This window comes from Streptomyces sp. NPDC090025 (assembly GCF_044748125.1).
GTDB lineage: Bacteria > Actinomycetota > Actinomycetes > Streptomycetales > Streptomycetaceae > Streptomyces.
The window spans coordinates 162,841-178,797 of record NZ_JBIVFL010000006.1; the positions used below are offsets into that span (position 1 = coordinate 162,841).

Here is a 15,957-nt window from a genome sequence, read left to right on the forward strand (position 1 = left end):
CGTCCGGTCGGGTCCTTTTCGGTGCCGCGCCCCGCTCCGCCCCTCCTAACGTCGAAGACGACGCACGCGACGGCGCCCTCCCGGCCCGCCGCCCCACGCGTCACCCGCAGGCTGCGGAGCCCGACCGGCCCCGGAGCACCAGCCACCGGCCACCCAGCCCCCACCCCCGGAGACCGCCATGGTTGCCCCCACCACCCGGAACCTCGTGCTGATCGGCCACGGCATGGTCGGCCACCGCCTGCTCGAAGCCCTCGCCGAGCGCGGCGCGCTGGCCGGTCCCGACGGCGGCCCCGGCTGGCGGGCGACCGTGCTCGCGGAGGAGGACGTCCCGGCGTACGACCGGGTCCACCTCTCCGCCGTCTTCACCGGCACCAGCCCGGCCGACCTCGGCCTCCCCGCGCTCCCCGACGACCTGGTGGACCTGCGCCTCGGCGACCCGGCCGAGCACATCGACACCGCCGCCCGCACGGTGACGACCACCTCGGGCGCGGTGGTCCCGTACGACGTGCTGATCATGGCCACCGGCTCGTACCCCTTCGTGCCGCCGATCCCCGGCGCCGACGCGACCGGCTGCTTCACCTACCGCACCCTCTACGACGTCGACGCCCTCACCGCCTACGCCGCCGACGAGCACAACCGCACCGGTGTCGTGATCGGCGGCGGGCTGCTCGGCCTGGAGGCGGCGGGCGCGCTGCGCACCCTCGGACTCACCACGCACGTGGTGGAGTTCGCGGCCCGGCTGATGCCGCTCCAGGTCGACGACGGCGGCGCGGCGGCGCTCCGCTCGACCATCGAGTCGATGGGCGTGGCCGTGCACACGGGTGTCGGCGCTGCCGAGGTCGACGTGGACGCGGACGGCCGGGTCCGGTCGCTGAAGCTGTCCGACGGCACCCGCATCCACGCCGACCTGGTGGTCTTCTCGGCCGGCGTACGGCCGCGGGACCGGCTCGCCCGCGAGGCCGGGCTCGGTGTCGGCGACCGCGGCGGCGTCCTGGTCGACGAGCACTGCCGTACCACCGACCCCTTCGTGTACGCGGTCGGCGAGTGCGCGCAGACCTCCGACGGGCGGGTGTACGGCCTGGTCGCGCCCGGCTACCAGATGGCCGAGGTGGTCGCGGACCGGCTGGCGGGGGAGGGGACGACCGTCTTCACGGGCGCCGACACCTCCACCAAGCTGAAGCTGATGGGCGCGGACGTGGCGTCGTTCGGCGACCCGTTCGCGGATGCCTCTGGCGCGGCGAAGACCACCGAGATCGTGTTCTCCGACGGCCGCGAGGGCGTCTACAAGAAGCTGCTGCTGGGCCCGGAGGGCCAGCTGCTCGGCGGCATCCTGGTCGGCGACGCCGACGCGTACGGCTCCCTGAAGCCGCACGCGGGGCGGCAGCTGCCCGCCCCGCCGGAGGCGTTCCTGCTGCCCGCGTCCGCCGGTTCCGGCGGCGGGCTGCCGGGCGCGGAGGCGCTGCCGGACGACGCCGTCGTCTGCTCCTGCCACAACGTGACCAAGGGCGCGGTGCGCGAGGCGATCGCCGAGAACGGCCTCACCGACATCGGCGGCGTCAAGCGCTGCACCAAGGCGGGCACCGGCTGCGGCGGCTGCCTGAACACCCTCCAGGCGGTCCTCGACGCGGCGGGCGTCGAGCGCCCCAAGGGCCTGTGCGAGCACTTCCCGGCGCTGACCAGGCCCGAGGTGTACGAGCTGGTGCGCACCGAACACATCCGCTCCTTCACCGAACTGATGGAGCGGCACGGCGCGGGCGGCGCGGGCTGCACCGTCTGCAAGCCGGTCGTCGCCAACGTGCTCGGCACGCTGGCGCCCGAACTCGGTCTGCGGCACGTCCTGGAAGGGGAGCAGGCGGCGCTCCAGGACTCCAACGACCTCTTCCTCGCCAACCTCCAGAAGGACGGCACGTATTCCGTGGTGCCGCGGGTGCCCGGTGGTGAGATCACCGCCGCGCAGCTGATCGTGATCGGCGAGGTGGCGCGCGACTTCGACCTCTACAGCAAGATCACGGGCGGTCAGCGGATCGACCTGTTCGGCGCCCGCAAGGAGGACCTGCCGGTCATCTGGCGGCGTCTGATCGACGCCGGTTTCGAGTCGGGGCAGGCGTACGGCAAGTCGCTGCGCACGGTGAAGTCCTGTGTCGGGTCGCGCTTCTGCCGGTTCGGGCAGGGCGACTCGGTGCAGCTGGCGATCGACCTGGAACTGCGCTACCGGGGTCTGCGCGCCCCGCACAAGTTCAAGGGCGGGGTGTCGGGCTGCCTGCGCGAGTGCGCCGAGGCGCGCGGCAAGGACATCGGCGTGATCGCCACGGCCGGTGGCTGGAACATGTACGTCTGCGGCAACGGCGGCACCAGCCCGCGCCACGCCGACCTGCTCGCCTCCGACCTCTCGGCGGCCGAACTCTTCGCGCTGACCGACCGGTTCCTCATGTACTACGTGCGCACCGGCGAGCGCCTCGAACGCACCGCGGCCTGGCTGGAGCGGCTGGGCGGCATCGACGGCAGGACCGGCGGCGCGGCGGCCGGGCTCGAGCACCTGCGGGAGGTCCTGGTGGAGGACTCCCTCGGCATCTGCGCGGAGCTCGAGGCGCAGATGGAGCGGCACGTGGCGGCCTACCGCGACGAGTGGCAGGCGGTCCTGGACGACCCGGCGGCCCTGGAGCGGTTCACCTCGCACGTGGCCGGGCCCGAGTTCCTGGAGCCGGGCCGGGGCCGCAGCGCGGTGCTCGCCGACGGCACCGAGGCGGCGCTGTTCCGGGACGGCGACGGCACGGTGTACGCGGTGGGCAACCGCGACCCGTTCTCGGGCGCCGACGTGATCGCGAACGGCATCATGGGCACCCGCGACGGCGTGCCGGTGGTGGCCTCCCCGATGCACAAGCAGGAGTTCGACCTGCGGACCGGCGTCTGCCTCGACGACCCGGAGACGGCCCTCCCGGTGCTCCCCGTGCCCGCGGTGCCCGAGTCCGGTAAGGCAGCCCGCGACCAGGCGTGACGCCGTCCCGAGGCCGTCCCGAGGCTGCCCCGGGCGTCCCTAGGTCCCGTCCAGGACGGGACCTAGGGACGCCCGTTCTGGCGACGATCGACTCTCACGGCGCCCTTATCCCGGAGCGCAGCCTGGAAGAGCAAGAAAGCCCGCAGTGGGCGTGTTCGCGAAGCATCAGGGAAGTCAGGGAAGCGCCATGAGTTCCGTAACCCAGGACAGCAGAACGACGGGCGGCTCGTCGCCCGTCTCGTACGACACGGAGCAGTACCGGCCCGGCCGGCCGATCACCGACTGGGAGCCCGAGAACGAGCTCTTCTGGAAGTCGATCGGCAAGAAGGTCGCCAACCGTAACCTGTGGATCGCCGTCCCGGCGCTCCTGGTGGCGTTCGTGGTCTGGCAGGTCTGGTCGGTCACCGCGACCAACCTGAAGGACGTCGGTTTCAGCTTCTCCACCTCCCAGCTGTTCTGGCTGACGGCCATCCCCGGTCTGACCGGCGGCACGGCCCGGATCTTCTACACCTTCCTCGGCCCGATGATCGGCCAGCGGCGCTTCACCGCCCTGTCCACGGCCGTCCTGGTGGTCCCGCTGATCTGGCTCGGCATCGCGATCCAGAACCCGTCGACCTCGTACGGCGTGCTCGTCGCCATCGCCGCGCTGTGCGGCATCGGCGGCGCGAACTTCGCCTCCTCGCTCGCCAACATCGGCTTCTTCTTCCCGAAGAACAAGAAGGGCAGCGCGACCGGCATCAACGGCGGTCTGGGCAACCTGGGCGTCTCCGTCGTCCAGCTGCTCACCCCGATCGTGATCACCTGGTCGACGATCGCCATCGGCTCCGGCCAGCACAAGGCCGACGGCACCCCCGTCTTCCTGCAGAACGCCGCCTTCATCTGGGTGCCGGTGCTGCTCGTCCTCGCCACCATCGCCTGGTTCGGCCAGAACGACCTGAAGGTCGCCTCCACCCCCTTCAGCCAGCAGAAGGTCATCTTCAAGCGCAAGCACAACTGGCTGATGACCTGGCTGTACGTCGGCACCTTCGGCTCCTTCATCGGCTTCGCCGCGGCCCTGCCGATGCTCATCAAGACCACGTTCCCGGACTACTCCGTCGCCACCTACGCCTGGATGGGCCCCGCCGTGGGCGCCCTGTCCCGCTGGGCCGGCGGCTGGATCGCCGACAAGTGGGGCGGCGCGCGGGTGACGATCCTGTCCTTCGTGGGCATGGCGGTCGCCATCATCGGAGTGATCAACTTCCTTCCCTCGGGCAGTGACGGCGGATCCTTCTACGGCTTCTTCTTCTGCTTCCTCGCGGCGTTCTTCTTCTCCGGCATCGGCAACGGCTCGACCTTCCGGCAGATCCCGGTGATCTTCCGCGGGACCCACCTGAAGGGCCTCACCGAGGGCACCCCGGAGTACGCCAAGGCGCTCAAGCAGGCGGAAATGGAGTCCGGTGCCGTCACCGGCTTCACCTCGGCCATCGCGGCCTACGGCTTCTTCTTCATCCCGGCCCTGTTCGGTTCGGTGGCCGTGACCAGCGCGATGTGGGGATTCGTCGGCTTCTACCTGAGCTGCATCGTCGTGGCCTGGTGGTTCTACGCCCGCAAGAACGCCGAGGCGCCCAGCTGACCGGCCGACCGGCTGATCGGTTGACCAGCTGACCGGCTGACCGGCTGATCCGGGTCCTGCTCCCGGCCCTGATCCCATGCCTGAGAAAGGTCCCGCCACGGCGGGGCCTTTCCGCATTCCCGGAACGGGACCTACGGCCATCGAGTGGTGACCATTGCCGCCCCATTTGATCGATCAAAAGGGGTGCAATGGAAGCAAGCAACGAGGCTGTTTCGAGAGTCGAGAAGGCGGTGCGGGCAGTGACTGCGACCCCTGCAGAAGCAACGGTGAACGACGGGGCCTGGAAGGGCTTCAAGGGTGGCCTGTGGCGGGACGCCATCGACGTCCGCGACTTCATCCAGCAGAACTACACCCCCTACGAGGGTGACGACACCTTCCTGGCCGGTCCCACCGAGCGGACCACGGCCGTGTGGAAGGCGATCACGGACAAGTTCCCGGAGGAGCGGACCAAGGGCGTCTACGACGTCTCGTACGACATCCCCTCCACCATCACCGCCCACGCCCCCGGCTACATCGACCGCGACAAGGACCTGATCGTCGGCCTCCAGACGGACGCCCCGCTCAAGCGCGCGATCATGCCCTACGGCGGCTGGCGCATGGTCGCCGGTGCCCTGGAGACCTACGGCTACCCGGTCTCCGAGGAGCTGGAGAAGGTCTTCACGGACTACCGCAAGACCCACAACGCCGGTGTCTTCGACGCGTACACCCCCGAGATCCGCGCCGCCCGCAAGGCCGGCATCGTCACCGGACTCCCGGACGCCTACGGCCGCGGCCGCATCATCGGCGACTACCGCCGCGTGGCCCTCTACGGCGTCGACCGCCTCATCGCGGTGAAGAAGGAGGAGAAGGAGGAGCTCAACGCCCTCCCCGCCGGAAACCGCTCGCTCGAGGAGACCATCCGCCTGCGCGAGGAGCTCTCCGAGCAGATGCGCGCGCTCGGTGAGCTGAAGGCGATGGCCGCCTCGTACGGCTACGACATTTCCGGCCCCGCCACCACCGGCCGCGAGGCCGTCCAGTGGCTGTACTTCGCCTACCTGGCCGCCGTGAAGGAGCAGAACGGCGCCGCGATGTCGCTGGGCCGCACCTCGACCTTCGTCGACGTCTATCTGCAGCGCGACATCGAGGCCGGCCTCCTCACCGAGGAGCAGGCCCAGGAGCTGGTCGACGACTTCATCATCAAGCTCCGCATCGTCCGCTTCCTGCGCACCCCCGAGTACGACGAGCTGTTCTCCGGCGACCCGACCTGGGTCACCGAGTCCATCGCCGGCATGGGCGAGGACGGCCGTCCGCTGGTCACCAAGTCCTCCTTCCGCTACCTGCAGACCCTGTACAACCTCGGTCCGGCCCCCGAGCCGAACATGACCGTGTTCTGGTCGCCGCAGCTCCCCCAGGGCTTCAAGGAGTTCTGCGCGAGGGTCTCCATCGACACCTCCTCCGTGCAGTACGAGTCGGACGAGCTGATGCGCCCGCGCTTCGGCGACGACACCGCCATCGCCTGCTGCGTCTCCGCGATGCCGGTCGGCAAGCAGATGCAGTTCTTCGGCGCCCGGGTGAACCTCGCCAAGACGCTGCTGTACGCGATCAACGGCGGCCGGGACGAGAAGTCCGGCGCCCAGGTCGGCCCGGACACCGGCGCCCTCACCGCCGAGGTCCTGGACTACGACCAGGTCATGAGCAAGTTCGACGAGCAGATGGAATGGCTCGCCAGCGTGTACGTCCACGCGCTGAACGTCATCCACTACATGCACGACCGCTACGCCTACGAGCGCATCGAGATGGCGCTCCACGACCGCGACGTGCGCCGCACCATGGCCTGCGGCATCGCCGGCCTCTCGGTCGCCGCCGACTCGCTCGCCGCCATCAAGTACGCCAAGGTCACCGCCCTGCGCGACGAGACCGGTCTGGCCACCGACTTCACCATCGACGGCGAGTTCCCGGCGTACGGCAACAACGACGACCGTGTCGACGAGATCGCGGTGTGGCTGGTCGAGGAGTTCATGAAGAAGGTGCGCAAGCACCCGACCTACCGCAACGCCGAGCACACCCAGTCCGTGCTGACCATCACCTCCAACGTGGTCTACGGCAAGAAGACCGGCAACACCCCCGACGGCCGTCGCGCCGGTGAGCCGTTCTCCCCGGGCGCCAACCCGATGAACGGCCGTGACGCCCACGGCTACGTGGCCTCCGCCCTGTCGGTCGCCAAGCTCCCGTACGAGGACGCCGAGGACGGCATCTCGCTGACCAACACGGTCACCCCGGACGGTCTCGGCCGCACCCCCGAGGAGCGGATCAAGAACCTCGCCGGTGTCCTCGACGGCTACATGGCCAGCGACGGCTTCCACATGAACGTCAACGTGCTCAACCGCGACGTGCTGATGGACGCCATGGAGCACCCGGAGAACTACCCGCAGCTCACCATCCGGGTCTCCGGATACGCGGTGAACTTCGTCCGGCTCACCCGCGAGCAGCAGCTCGACGTGCTGAACCGCACCTTCCACGGCTCCCTGTAGCCGGCCCGGGCCGGCCGTCCCCATCGGCCGGCCCCCACCAGCTCGCGCGGCCCCGGGACCCTCCCTCGACCCTCACGGGTCCCGGGCCGCGCGTGAACCACGATCCATCCCCGTTCCTCCCCTCTCTCGCTCCATCCGGACAGGAGGCCCTGCCATGGCCGTACTCCTCGGCTCGGACATCCCGACCCGCCCCGCCACCCCGGCCGCCGCGGCGACCCACCGCCCCTCCGAGGGCTCGGTGCACTCGTGGGACCTGTCCACCGGCGTCGACGGCCCCGGCACCCGCTTCGTCACCTTCCTCTCCGGCTGCCCCCTCACCTGTCTGTACTGCCACAACCCCGACACCTGGCGGATGCGGAACGGCAAGCGCACCTCCGCCGACGACGTCCTGGCCGAGGCGGGCAAGTACACCCGCTTCATCTCCGCCTCCGGCGGCGGCGCCACCGTCTCGGGCGGCGAACCGCTGCTCCAGCCCGTCTTCACCGGCGAACTGCTGCACCGGATGAAGCACGAGCTCGGCCTGCACACCGCCCTGGACACCTCCGGCTTCCTCGGCGCCCGTGCCACCGACGCCCTGCTGCGCGACACCGACCTGGTCCTCCTGGACATCAAGTCCTGGGACCCGGACACCTACCGCAAGGTCACCGGGCGTCCGCTGCAGCCGACCCTGGACTTCGCCCGCCGGCTCGCCGAGATCGACCAGGAGGTCCACGTCCGCTTCGTGCTGGTCCCCGGCCTCACCGACGACCCCGCCAACATCGAGGGCGTCGCCGCCTTCGCGGGCGGCCTCGGCAACGTCACCCGGGTCGACGTCCTGCCCTTCCACAAGCTCGGCGAAGGCAAGTGGCAGGCCCTGGAGAAGCCCTTCACCCTCCACGACACCCCGTCGCCGACCCCCGAGCAGGTCGCCGAGACCCGCGAGATCTTCCGGTCGCACGGCCTCTACGCCGTCTGAGCCCCCGGGCCGGTCCGCCCCCGTCCCCCCTTCGAGTCCCCGCCCGGCCACGGCCCGGTCCGGGGACTCACCCGTTGATCGCGCAAAACGGGCATAAGGGTGTATCTAGCCCTATCGTGGCCGCGTGATCGAGCCACCGCAGGCACCCGTCGAGCCGCTGCCCGCCCTCACCGACCGGCCGCCCCAGACCCCCGCCCAGGTCCGCCGCCGCGCGACCCTCGCCGGGGTCGCCGTCTCCGTGCTGCTCATCCTCGCGATCGTGCTCGGCAGCCGGCTGCTGCGCGACTTCGACTCGGCCCTCCTCCCGTACGCGGTGGCGACCGTCTTCCTCGCGTTCGGCGTCGCCTACCGCTACACCGTGTGGGTCTCCGCCCCCGGCGCCCGCCGCCTCTTCCGACAGGGCTGGCGCGCCTTCTTCTCCGTCGAGAACTTCCGCCGGGCACCCACCGCGCTGCCCCGGATGATCGCCACCTATCTCGGCTTCCAGAAGTTCCTCGGCGCCCGCTCGCACGCCCGCTGGGCCGCCCACCAGCTGATCTTCTGGGGCTGCATCCTCGCCGCGCTCATCACCTTCCCGCTCACCTGGGGCTGGTTCACCTTCACCTCCTCGACCGGCTCGGGCCCCGGCTACGAGATGCGGATCTGGGGCTTCAAGGTCCTCGGCTTCGACTCGCTCAACATCCTCGGCTGGCTCATGTTCCACGGCCTGGACATCGCCGCCGTCCTGGTCATCCCCGGCGCCTCGTACTTCCTGTGGCGGCGCATGAAGGACCGCGGCGCCATCACCGGCCAGCGCTTCGCCTACGACCTGGTCCCGCTGATCGCCCTCATCGTCATCTCCGTCACCGGCCTGCTGCTCACCTTCTCCTCGATCTTCCTGCACGGCGGCGGCTACGAGTTCCTGGCGATCCTGCACATGGTGTCGGTGGTGTTCACCCTCATCTACATCCCCTTCGGGAAGTTCTTCCACATCGTGCAGCGGCCCGCCGCCGTCGGCATGCAGCTGTTCAAGTTCACCTCCCGGCACAAGGGCGCGGGACAGGTCGCGGCCTCCGGGGCCACCGTCGACGCTGACGGCCTCCTCACCTGCCGTCGCTGCGGACAGCCCATCGACGCCGCCCCCTACGTCGAGAACCTTCAGGGCACCATGCGCGACCTCCAGCTCGACTTCGACACCTGGGCCGAGTACTGCCCGCGCTGCAAGCGCGTCCTGCGGGGCACCGCCTACCTCTCCCACGTCAAGAAGGGCTTCAAGTGACCTCCCCGCTGCCGCTTGACCCGTCCGTCGCCCCGCCCGGCACCCGCAACTTCCGCGACGCGGGCGGCATCCCCGCCGACCGCTGGCACGCCGACCAGAACGGCGAGACCCTCGTCCCCACCCACTGCTGCTTCTGCGGAGTGCAGTGCGGCATGTATCTCCGCGTCGACAACGGCGGCAAGGTCTTCGGCGTCGAACCCCGCAACCACGACATCAACCGGATGCGGCTCTGCCCCAAGGGCATCAACGCCTACCAGCAGGTCAACCATCCCGACCGGCTCACCTCCCCGCTGGTCCGCCGCAACCGCGACGAACCCTTCCGCGAGGCCAGCTGGGAGGAGGCGCTCGACTTCACCGTCGCCGAGATCCGCCGCATCCAGGGCGAGTACGGCAACGACTCCTTCGGTCTGCTCGGCGGCGCCAGCCTGTTCTCCGAGAAGACCTACCTCGTCGGCAAGTTCGCCCGGGTCGCCCTGAAGTCCCGCCACGTCGACTACAACGGCCGCCTGTGCATGGTCTCCGCCGCCGGAGCCAACAAGCTCTCCTTCGGCATCGACCGGGCCGGCAACCCCTTCTCCGACATCCTCCTCACCGACTGCCTGCTCATCGCGGGATCCAACGTCGGCGAATGCTTCCCCGTGATGACCCAGTACCTCTGGGGCGCCCGGGACCGCGGCGCCACCATGATCGTCGTCGACCCGCGCGAGACCGCCATCGCCCGCACCGCCGACATCCACGTCGCCCTCAAACCCGGCACCGACGCGGCCTTCTTCAACGCCGTCCTCCACGTCGTCGTCGCCGAGGGCCTCACCGACGAGGCGTACCTCGCCGCCCACACCACCGGCTGGGAGGAGGTGAAGAAGACCGTCGCCGCCTACCCGCCCAGCCGCTCCGCCGAGATCTGCGGCGTCCCCGAGCAGCAGATCGTCCAGGTCGCCCGGATGTTCGCCGGCGCGGACAAGGCCATGGCCTGGCACGCCCGCGGCGTAGAACACCACTCCCAGGGCGTCGAGAACTGCCTGACCATCATCAACCTGTGCACCGCCACCGGGAACATCGGCCGCCCCGGCGCCGGCTACGGCACCATCACCGGCCAGGGCAACGGCCAGGGCGGTCGCGAGCACGGCCAGAAGTCCGACCTGCTGCCCGGCGGCCGCTCCATCTCCGACCCCGAACACCGCCGGCAGATCTGCGAGATCTGGGGCATCGAGGAGTCCGAACTCCCGCCCGCCGGCACCTCCATGATGGAAATGGTCTGGCAGATGCAGCGCCGCGAGATCCGCGGCCTCATCGGCATCTGCAACAACCCGTTCGTCTCCCTCCCCAACTACGCCACGGTCAAGGACGGCTACGACACCGTCGAGTTCCACGCCCAATTCGACTTCTTCCTCTCCGAGACCGCCGCCAACGCCCACGTGGTCTTCCCCGTCACCGTCTGGGCCGAGGACGACGGCGTCATGGCCAACGCCGAGGCCCGGGTCGTCAAGCACAACAAGGCCCAGGAACCGCCCGCCGGGGTCCGCACCGACACCTGGGTGATCTGCGAACTCGCCAAACGCCTCGGCGCGGGCGACAAGTTCGACTTCCCCGACTCCCGCTCCGTTTTCGAAGAGCTCCGCGTCGCCTCCGCCGGAACCGTCAACGACTACTACGGCATCACCTACGAGCGCCTTGAGGAGACCGGCGGCATCGCCTGGCCGTGCCCCGCCACCGACCACCCCGGCACCCCCCGCCTCTTCGAGGACGGCAGGACCTACCACGCCGACGGCAAGATCCATATGCAGGTCGTCGAATGGCACCCGCCCATGGACCCGTACAGCGAGGAATACCCCCTCTCCCTCACCACCGGTCGCACCGTCGCCCACTTCCTCTCCGGCAACCAGACCCGACGCCTGGGCGCCCTCGTCGAACAGACCCCACGCCCCTGGGTCGAGGTCCACCCCTCCCACGGCTTCCGCAACGGCGACCCGGTCCGCGTCGTCACCCGGCGCGGCAGCGAGGTCTTCCCCGCCCTGGTCACCGAGGCGATCCGCCCCGACACCGTCTTCGTCCCCTACCACTGGCCCGTCCCCACCGCGGCCAACGCGCTGACCATCGACGCCCTCGACCCCCGGTCCAAGATCCCCGAGTACAAGGTCTGCGCCGCCCGCATCGAGGCCGCCGAACGGATCGACGAGGTCCCGCCGCCACCGACCGCCCCCGGCCAGGTCGCCTACCCGGAGACCCAGATCTCCCGCGACGACCCGCTGCCCCCCACGGCCCCCCAGGGCCGTGGCACCTCGGAGAGGAGCTGAGCCGCCCATGATGGGTCGCACGATCTTCATCGACCCCGGCCGCTGCATCGGCTGCCAGGCATGTGTCTCCGCCTGCCGCGAATGCGACTCGCACCGCGGCAAGTCGATGATCCACCTCGACTACCCCGACGAGGGCCACTCCGTCGCCTCCCTCCCCACCGTCTGCATGCACTGTGAGGACCCGGTCGCCCCCTGCGCCGAGGTCTGCCCCGCCGACGCGATCCTGGTCACCGCCGACGGCGTGGTGCAGCAGGCCGACACCACCCGCTGCATCGGCTGCGCCAACTGCGTCAACGCCTGCCCCTTCGGCGTCCCGAAGATCGACCTCCAGGCGAAGCTGCAGATGAAGTGCAACCTCTGCTACGACCGCACCGCCTACGGACTCGCCCCCATGTGCGCCACCGTCTGCCCCACCGGCGCCCTCTTCTACGGCACCCTCGACGAACTCCGGGCCGAACGCCCCGGCGTCGAGGTCGCCGACTCCTTCACCTTCGGGTCCACCACCATCTCCACCGGCGTGGCGATGGTCGTCCCGGCCGACAAGGTCAAGTGGCCGGTCCCCGGCGGGCTGCCCATCGTCGAAGTCAACGGAGTGGATGTCCGATGAGCCTCACCGAACAGCCCCCGGACAACGGCCCCGGCCCGGCCACCGACCCCGCCGATCCGGCCGACCCCGACCGGCCCGCCGACGCCGCCCAGGAGGCGCTGCGCGACCGCATCGCCGCCGACTCCCTCACCACCCGCCGCGACTACCTGCGGATCGTCGCCACCGTCTCCGGCGGCCTGGCCATCGGCGGCATCGGCGTCGCCTCCGGCATCCTCCACCGGCACGGCGACAGCGACGACGGACCCCCCGAGGCCAAGAAGGTCGCCGACCAGCTCCTCCCCGGCGAATCGATCGCCTTCCGCTATCCCGACGAGGAGGACCGCGCGGTCGCCATCCGCCTCGCCGACGGCACCCTCGCCGGCTACTCCGCCGTCTGCACCCACCTCGCCTGCGCCGTCCTGTGGCGCAAGGACCGGGGGAGCGAGGGCGAGCTGTACTGCCCCTGCCACGAGGGCGTCTTCGACGCCCGCACCGGCGAGGTCACCGCGGGCCCGCCGCCCCGCGGCCTGCCGAAGGTGCTCCTCGTCGAGGAGGTCGACGGCAGCGTCTGGGCCGTCGGCACCACCCGCTCCGGCGAGAGCGTCAAGGAAGGGCTCTGCCGCCAGCTCGGCGACGAACGCCCCGGCCTGGCCGAACGCCTCGGCTGCCCGGGCGCCGGCGGCAGCGTGGCCGAGAGGACCCGAAGGACATGACCGACACCCCCTTCCCCAAGGACCCCGGCGCGCCCGACCCCTCGGTCGAACCGGCCCCGGCGATGCCGCCCCGGCCCGTCTACACCCCCGGCAGCGCCCAGCCCCGGCTCAACCGCCCGGTCCACGAGCGCTACCCCCAGATCCGCCCCACCAGCGGCTACGCCGACCCCCGTATTCGCCACACGGGCCCGGGCCCGGGAGCCGGCACCGAACAGGAGCCCGAGCGCTCCTCCAAGCTCTCGGCCCGGCTCACCCTGGCCCTCACCGTGGTCATCGGCCAGCTGTGGGGCCTGACCATCGTGGTCGACGAATGGATGGCGGGCGACACAGGCACCGCCTGGTGGGGCGCCGGATTCCTGGTCCTGTCGTTCCTCGTCGTCCTCGGCCTGTGGCTGCTCGACCCCAAGGACCGCTGACCCGCCCGCACCGCCCCGCACCCGGAACCGCCCTGATCAGCCCCTGGATCGACCGGGTACGGGGCGGTTCCCGCGGCGTACCCTGAAGACATGAGCACCGCCCCCGCCCACGGACCGCGAGCAGCGAAGCAGTCCGACGACGCACCCGAACCGACACCGCGGCCGGCACTGATCTTCGACGATCCGCTGGACCAGCAGTCCACGGACGACACGGACCGTGGCTGGGGCGAGCGGCCTCCGGCCGGCGGCAGCGCCGCCGACCTCGCGCGCTTCCTCGACGAGAAGCCGCCGCACCACCTCTGACGCCGACGGGCGCCGCCGGTCAGGAGGTGGGGTGAGCCCCGCCACCGCCGGAACCGGGCACGGAGCCCGAACCGGAACCCGCGCCGGGACCGCGCTGCGCGACGAGGTGGTCCCGGATCTCCTTGAGCACTTCGAGCTCGCTGATCTCCATGGTCTCCTGCACGCCTTCCTTCGCCTTGTCGTGCGCGGCACGCTTGGCCAGGATCTTTGCCATCGGCAGGACCATCAGGAAGTAGACGACGGCCGCCGTGATCAGGAAGCTGAGGATCGAGCTCAGGACCAGACCCCACTGCAGCTCGATGCCCTGCATCTCGCCGTTCACGACCTTGCAGGGGTCCTTGATGCAGCTGGTGTAGCTCTCCAGGTCCTTGGTGCCGAAGGCGCCGACCAGCGGATTGATGATCCCCTTCACGACCGAGTTCACGATATTGGTGAACGCGGCGCCGATCACGACCGCGACCGCCAGGTCGATCACATTGCCTCGCATGAGGAAGGCTTTGAAGCCGCCCAGCAAGCTCTCCTTCTTGGCGCTCACCCTTGTGCCCTTCGTTCGGTGTGCAGTGTGCGGAGCCATTACGCCGCGAACGACGCGAAGGCGTCCAATCCGTACACACGGGACGGTGACTTGACAGGGCGTCAGTGCGAATCAGCACAACGTCACCGCCAGTTGGGACGTCATGCCCGCCCCGGCGAGCGCGGTCGCCGTCGACCGTGGAACGGACAGGACGACCAGAGCCCCACCGTCCGAACGAGTCTCACCCGAGCGCGGCACTTCGGCCACTCGAACGCCCGAGGCCACCACATGGGCCTCACCGGCCTCACCCAGCGCCGAGTTGGGCGCGGCGATCACGTCGACACGGTCGCCGGGCCGTAGCAGCCGCACCGTCGCCGCGTCGGAGATCCGCACCGGTGCGGACACGAGCGGGACGGGGGACGGCCGGTGCGCCGGCCGGTCCGAGACCGGGGGTGGTGGCTGCGGGGACAGGTCGTCGGCCCCGGCGACGCCGGTCGCCGCGAGCGCTGCGGCCGTCATCGCGAGAACCGCGGCGGGCGCCCGACGCCGCCTGCGCAGGGCCCGGCGCAGCCTCAGCCGCGCACCGCGCACCCGGAGCGGGTCGAACTGCGGGACCCCGCACGGCGGGGGCACCGAGCCGCGTGGCGAGGGAAGGCAGGAGTGTGTGGTCATCGCGCAACCGCCTGTCGTGACATCGCGGTTCACCGGACCGTCCGGCGAACCACGATCACCGTGCCGCACCCCGCCACCGTCCCGCTCGGGCCTGTGGACTACTCGCCGGTTGTGGACAACTTCCTCACTCGCGTGAGCGATTGCCGGAGCGGGCCGGGGGCGAGCACGCTGGAGTCAGTCCCGACCCGTGGGCGGCCGGCCCTCACCCGGTCCCACTCCCCGGTCCGCGCGGTTCAGGGCAGCTCGATGCCCAGGTCCCACCCGTCGTGGGCCTGGGTGCACAGGCAGGCACGGTCGGCCGTCGCGGGGAGCGCGGCGACCGCGTCGAAGAGCACGTCGCGCAGCCGGCCGACGTTCTCGCCGAACACGCGCAGTACCTCGGTGTGGGAGACGCCGTCCCCGGTCTCCGCACCCGCGTCCAGATCCGTCACCAGTGCGAGGGAGGTGTAGCAGAGTCCCAGTTCCCGGGCGAGTACGGCCTCGGGGTGGCCGGTCATGCCGACCACCGACCAGCCCGCGGCCGCGTGCCAGCGCGACTCGGCGCGCGTGGAGAACCGGGGGCCTTCGATGACGACCATCGTGCCGCCGTCGACGGGCTCCCAGCCCCGGCCCCGGGCGGCCTTGAGGGCCACCAGGCGGCCGTCGGGGCAGTAGGGGTCGGCGAAGGTCACGTGGACCACGTTGGGGACGGCGCCGCCCCATGCCTCCGGCAGTGGCTCACCGTCGAAGTAGGTCTGCGTCCGCGACTTCGTCCGGTCGACCAGCTGGTCGGGCACGACGAGGGTGCCGGGGCCGTACTCCTCGCGCAGGCCGCCGACCGCGCACGGCCCGAGGACCTGTCGCACGCCCAGGGAGCGCAGGGCCCAGAGGTTGGCGCGGTAGTTGATGCCGTGCGGCGGCACATGGTGGCCGCGGCCGTGCCGGGGGAGGAAGGCGACGCGCCGGCCGGCGATCTCGCCGAGGAAGAGGGAGTCGCTGGGGCTGCCGTACGGGGTGTCGACCGACACCTCGGTCACATCGTCCAGGAAGGAGTAGAACCCGGAACCGCCGATCACGCCGATGTCCGCGTACGAGTCCGTCGTGGGGTCAGTCGTCTGCTGGGTCGCCATGGCCGTCACCCTAACCGTCC

At 70.8% G+C, this 15,957-nt stretch carries 13 protein-coding genes; 10 read left to right on the top strand and 3 right to left on the bottom strand.

The features are described from left to right. Positions 1–178 precede the first annotated feature (178 nt). The 10 genes from nirB to ACIPXM_RS16945 all read left to right on the top strand — a co-directional run bounded on the left by nirB (position 179) and on the right by ACIPXM_RS16945 (position 13,642). Positions 179–2,995 carry a nitrite reductase large subunit NirB gene (gene nirB / locus ACIPXM_RS16900; protein WP_401655807.1) on the top strand — a complete coding sequence of 939 codons (2,817 nt, stop codon included), beginning with the start codon at positions 179–181 and terminating at the stop codon, positions 2,993–2,995. Between the two features lie 187 nt (positions 2,996–3,182). Continuing rightward, on the top strand, positions 3,183–4,607 hold the full coding sequence (locus ACIPXM_RS16905; protein WP_401655809.1) for a NarK family nitrate/nitrite MFS transporter: 1,425 nt from the start codon (positions 3,183–3,185) through the stop codon (positions 4,605–4,607). Positions 4,608–4,795: 188 nt separating this feature from the next. Next, positions 4,796–7,117 carry a formate C-acetyltransferase gene (gene pflB / locus ACIPXM_RS16910; protein WP_401655812.1) on the top strand — a complete coding sequence of 774 codons (2,322 nt, stop codon included), beginning with the start codon at positions 4,796–4,798 and terminating at the stop codon, positions 7,115–7,117. 154 nt (positions 7,118–7,271) lie between these two features. Beyond that, complete coding sequence (gene pflA / locus ACIPXM_RS16915; RefSeq protein WP_401655814.1) at positions 7,272–8,072, top strand: pyruvate formate-lyase-activating protein; 801 nt, start codon at positions 7,272–7,274, stop codon at positions 8,070–8,072. A gap of 124 nt (positions 8,073–8,196) precedes the next feature. Beyond that, positions 8,197–9,330, top strand: a complete 1,134-nt coding sequence (locus ACIPXM_RS16920; protein WP_401655816.1) for an MFS transporter — start codon at positions 8,197–8,199, stop codon at positions 9,328–9,330. Next, positions 9,327–11,624 (top strand): molybdopterin oxidoreductase family protein, encoded by a 2,298-nt coding sequence (locus ACIPXM_RS16925; RefSeq protein ID WP_401655818.1) that lies wholly within the window; start codon positions 9,327–9,329, stop codon positions 11,622–11,624. Before ACIPXM_RS16920 ends, ACIPXM_RS16925 begins: the two co-directional genes overlap by 4 nt. Positions 11,625–11,631: 7 nt before the next feature. Beyond that, a complete protein-coding gene (locus ACIPXM_RS16930; protein ID WP_401655820.1) occupies positions 11,632–12,231 on the top strand; it encodes a 4Fe-4S dicluster domain-containing protein in 600 nt (199 codons plus the stop codon). Further along, complete coding sequence (locus ACIPXM_RS16935) at positions 12,228–12,923, top strand: Rieske (2Fe-2S) protein (RefSeq protein ID WP_401655822.1); 696 nt, start codon at positions 12,228–12,230, stop codon at positions 12,921–12,923. The genes ACIPXM_RS16930 and ACIPXM_RS16935 overlap by 4 nt, the downstream gene beginning before the upstream one ends. Then, a complete protein-coding gene (locus ACIPXM_RS16940) occupies positions 12,920–13,339 on the top strand; it encodes a hypothetical protein (RefSeq protein ID WP_401655824.1) in 420 nt (139 codons plus the stop codon). Before ACIPXM_RS16935 ends, ACIPXM_RS16940 begins: the two co-directional genes overlap by 4 nt. Positions 13,340–13,429: 90 nt before the next feature. Next, positions 13,430–13,642, top strand: a complete 213-nt coding sequence (locus ACIPXM_RS16945) for a hypothetical protein (RefSeq protein ID WP_401655826.1) — start codon at positions 13,430–13,432, stop codon at positions 13,640–13,642. A gap of 19 nt (positions 13,643–13,661) precedes the next feature. Here ACIPXM_RS16945 and mscL read toward each other — a convergent pair whose 3' ends face one another. From mscL to ACIPXM_RS16960, 3 genes are all read right to left on the bottom strand, one after another. Next, positions 13,662–14,177 (bottom strand): large conductance mechanosensitive channel protein MscL, encoded by a 516-nt coding sequence (gene mscL, locus ACIPXM_RS16950; protein ID WP_401655828.1) that lies wholly within the window; start codon positions 14,175–14,177, stop codon positions 13,662–13,664. A gap of 111 nt (positions 14,178–14,288) precedes the next feature. Then, a complete protein-coding gene (locus ACIPXM_RS16955) occupies positions 14,289–14,675 on the bottom strand; it encodes an RcpC/CpaB family pilus assembly protein (RefSeq protein ID WP_401655830.1) in 387 nt (128 codons plus the stop codon). Between the two features lie 386 nt (positions 14,676–15,061). Beyond that, the gene (locus ACIPXM_RS16960) at positions 15,062–15,937 is read right to left on the bottom strand and encodes an S-methyl-5'-thioadenosine phosphorylase (protein WP_401655832.1); all 876 of its coding nucleotides are present in this window, start codon (positions 15,935–15,937) and stop codon (positions 15,062–15,064) included. Positions 15,938–15,957: the final 20 nt, after the last annotated feature.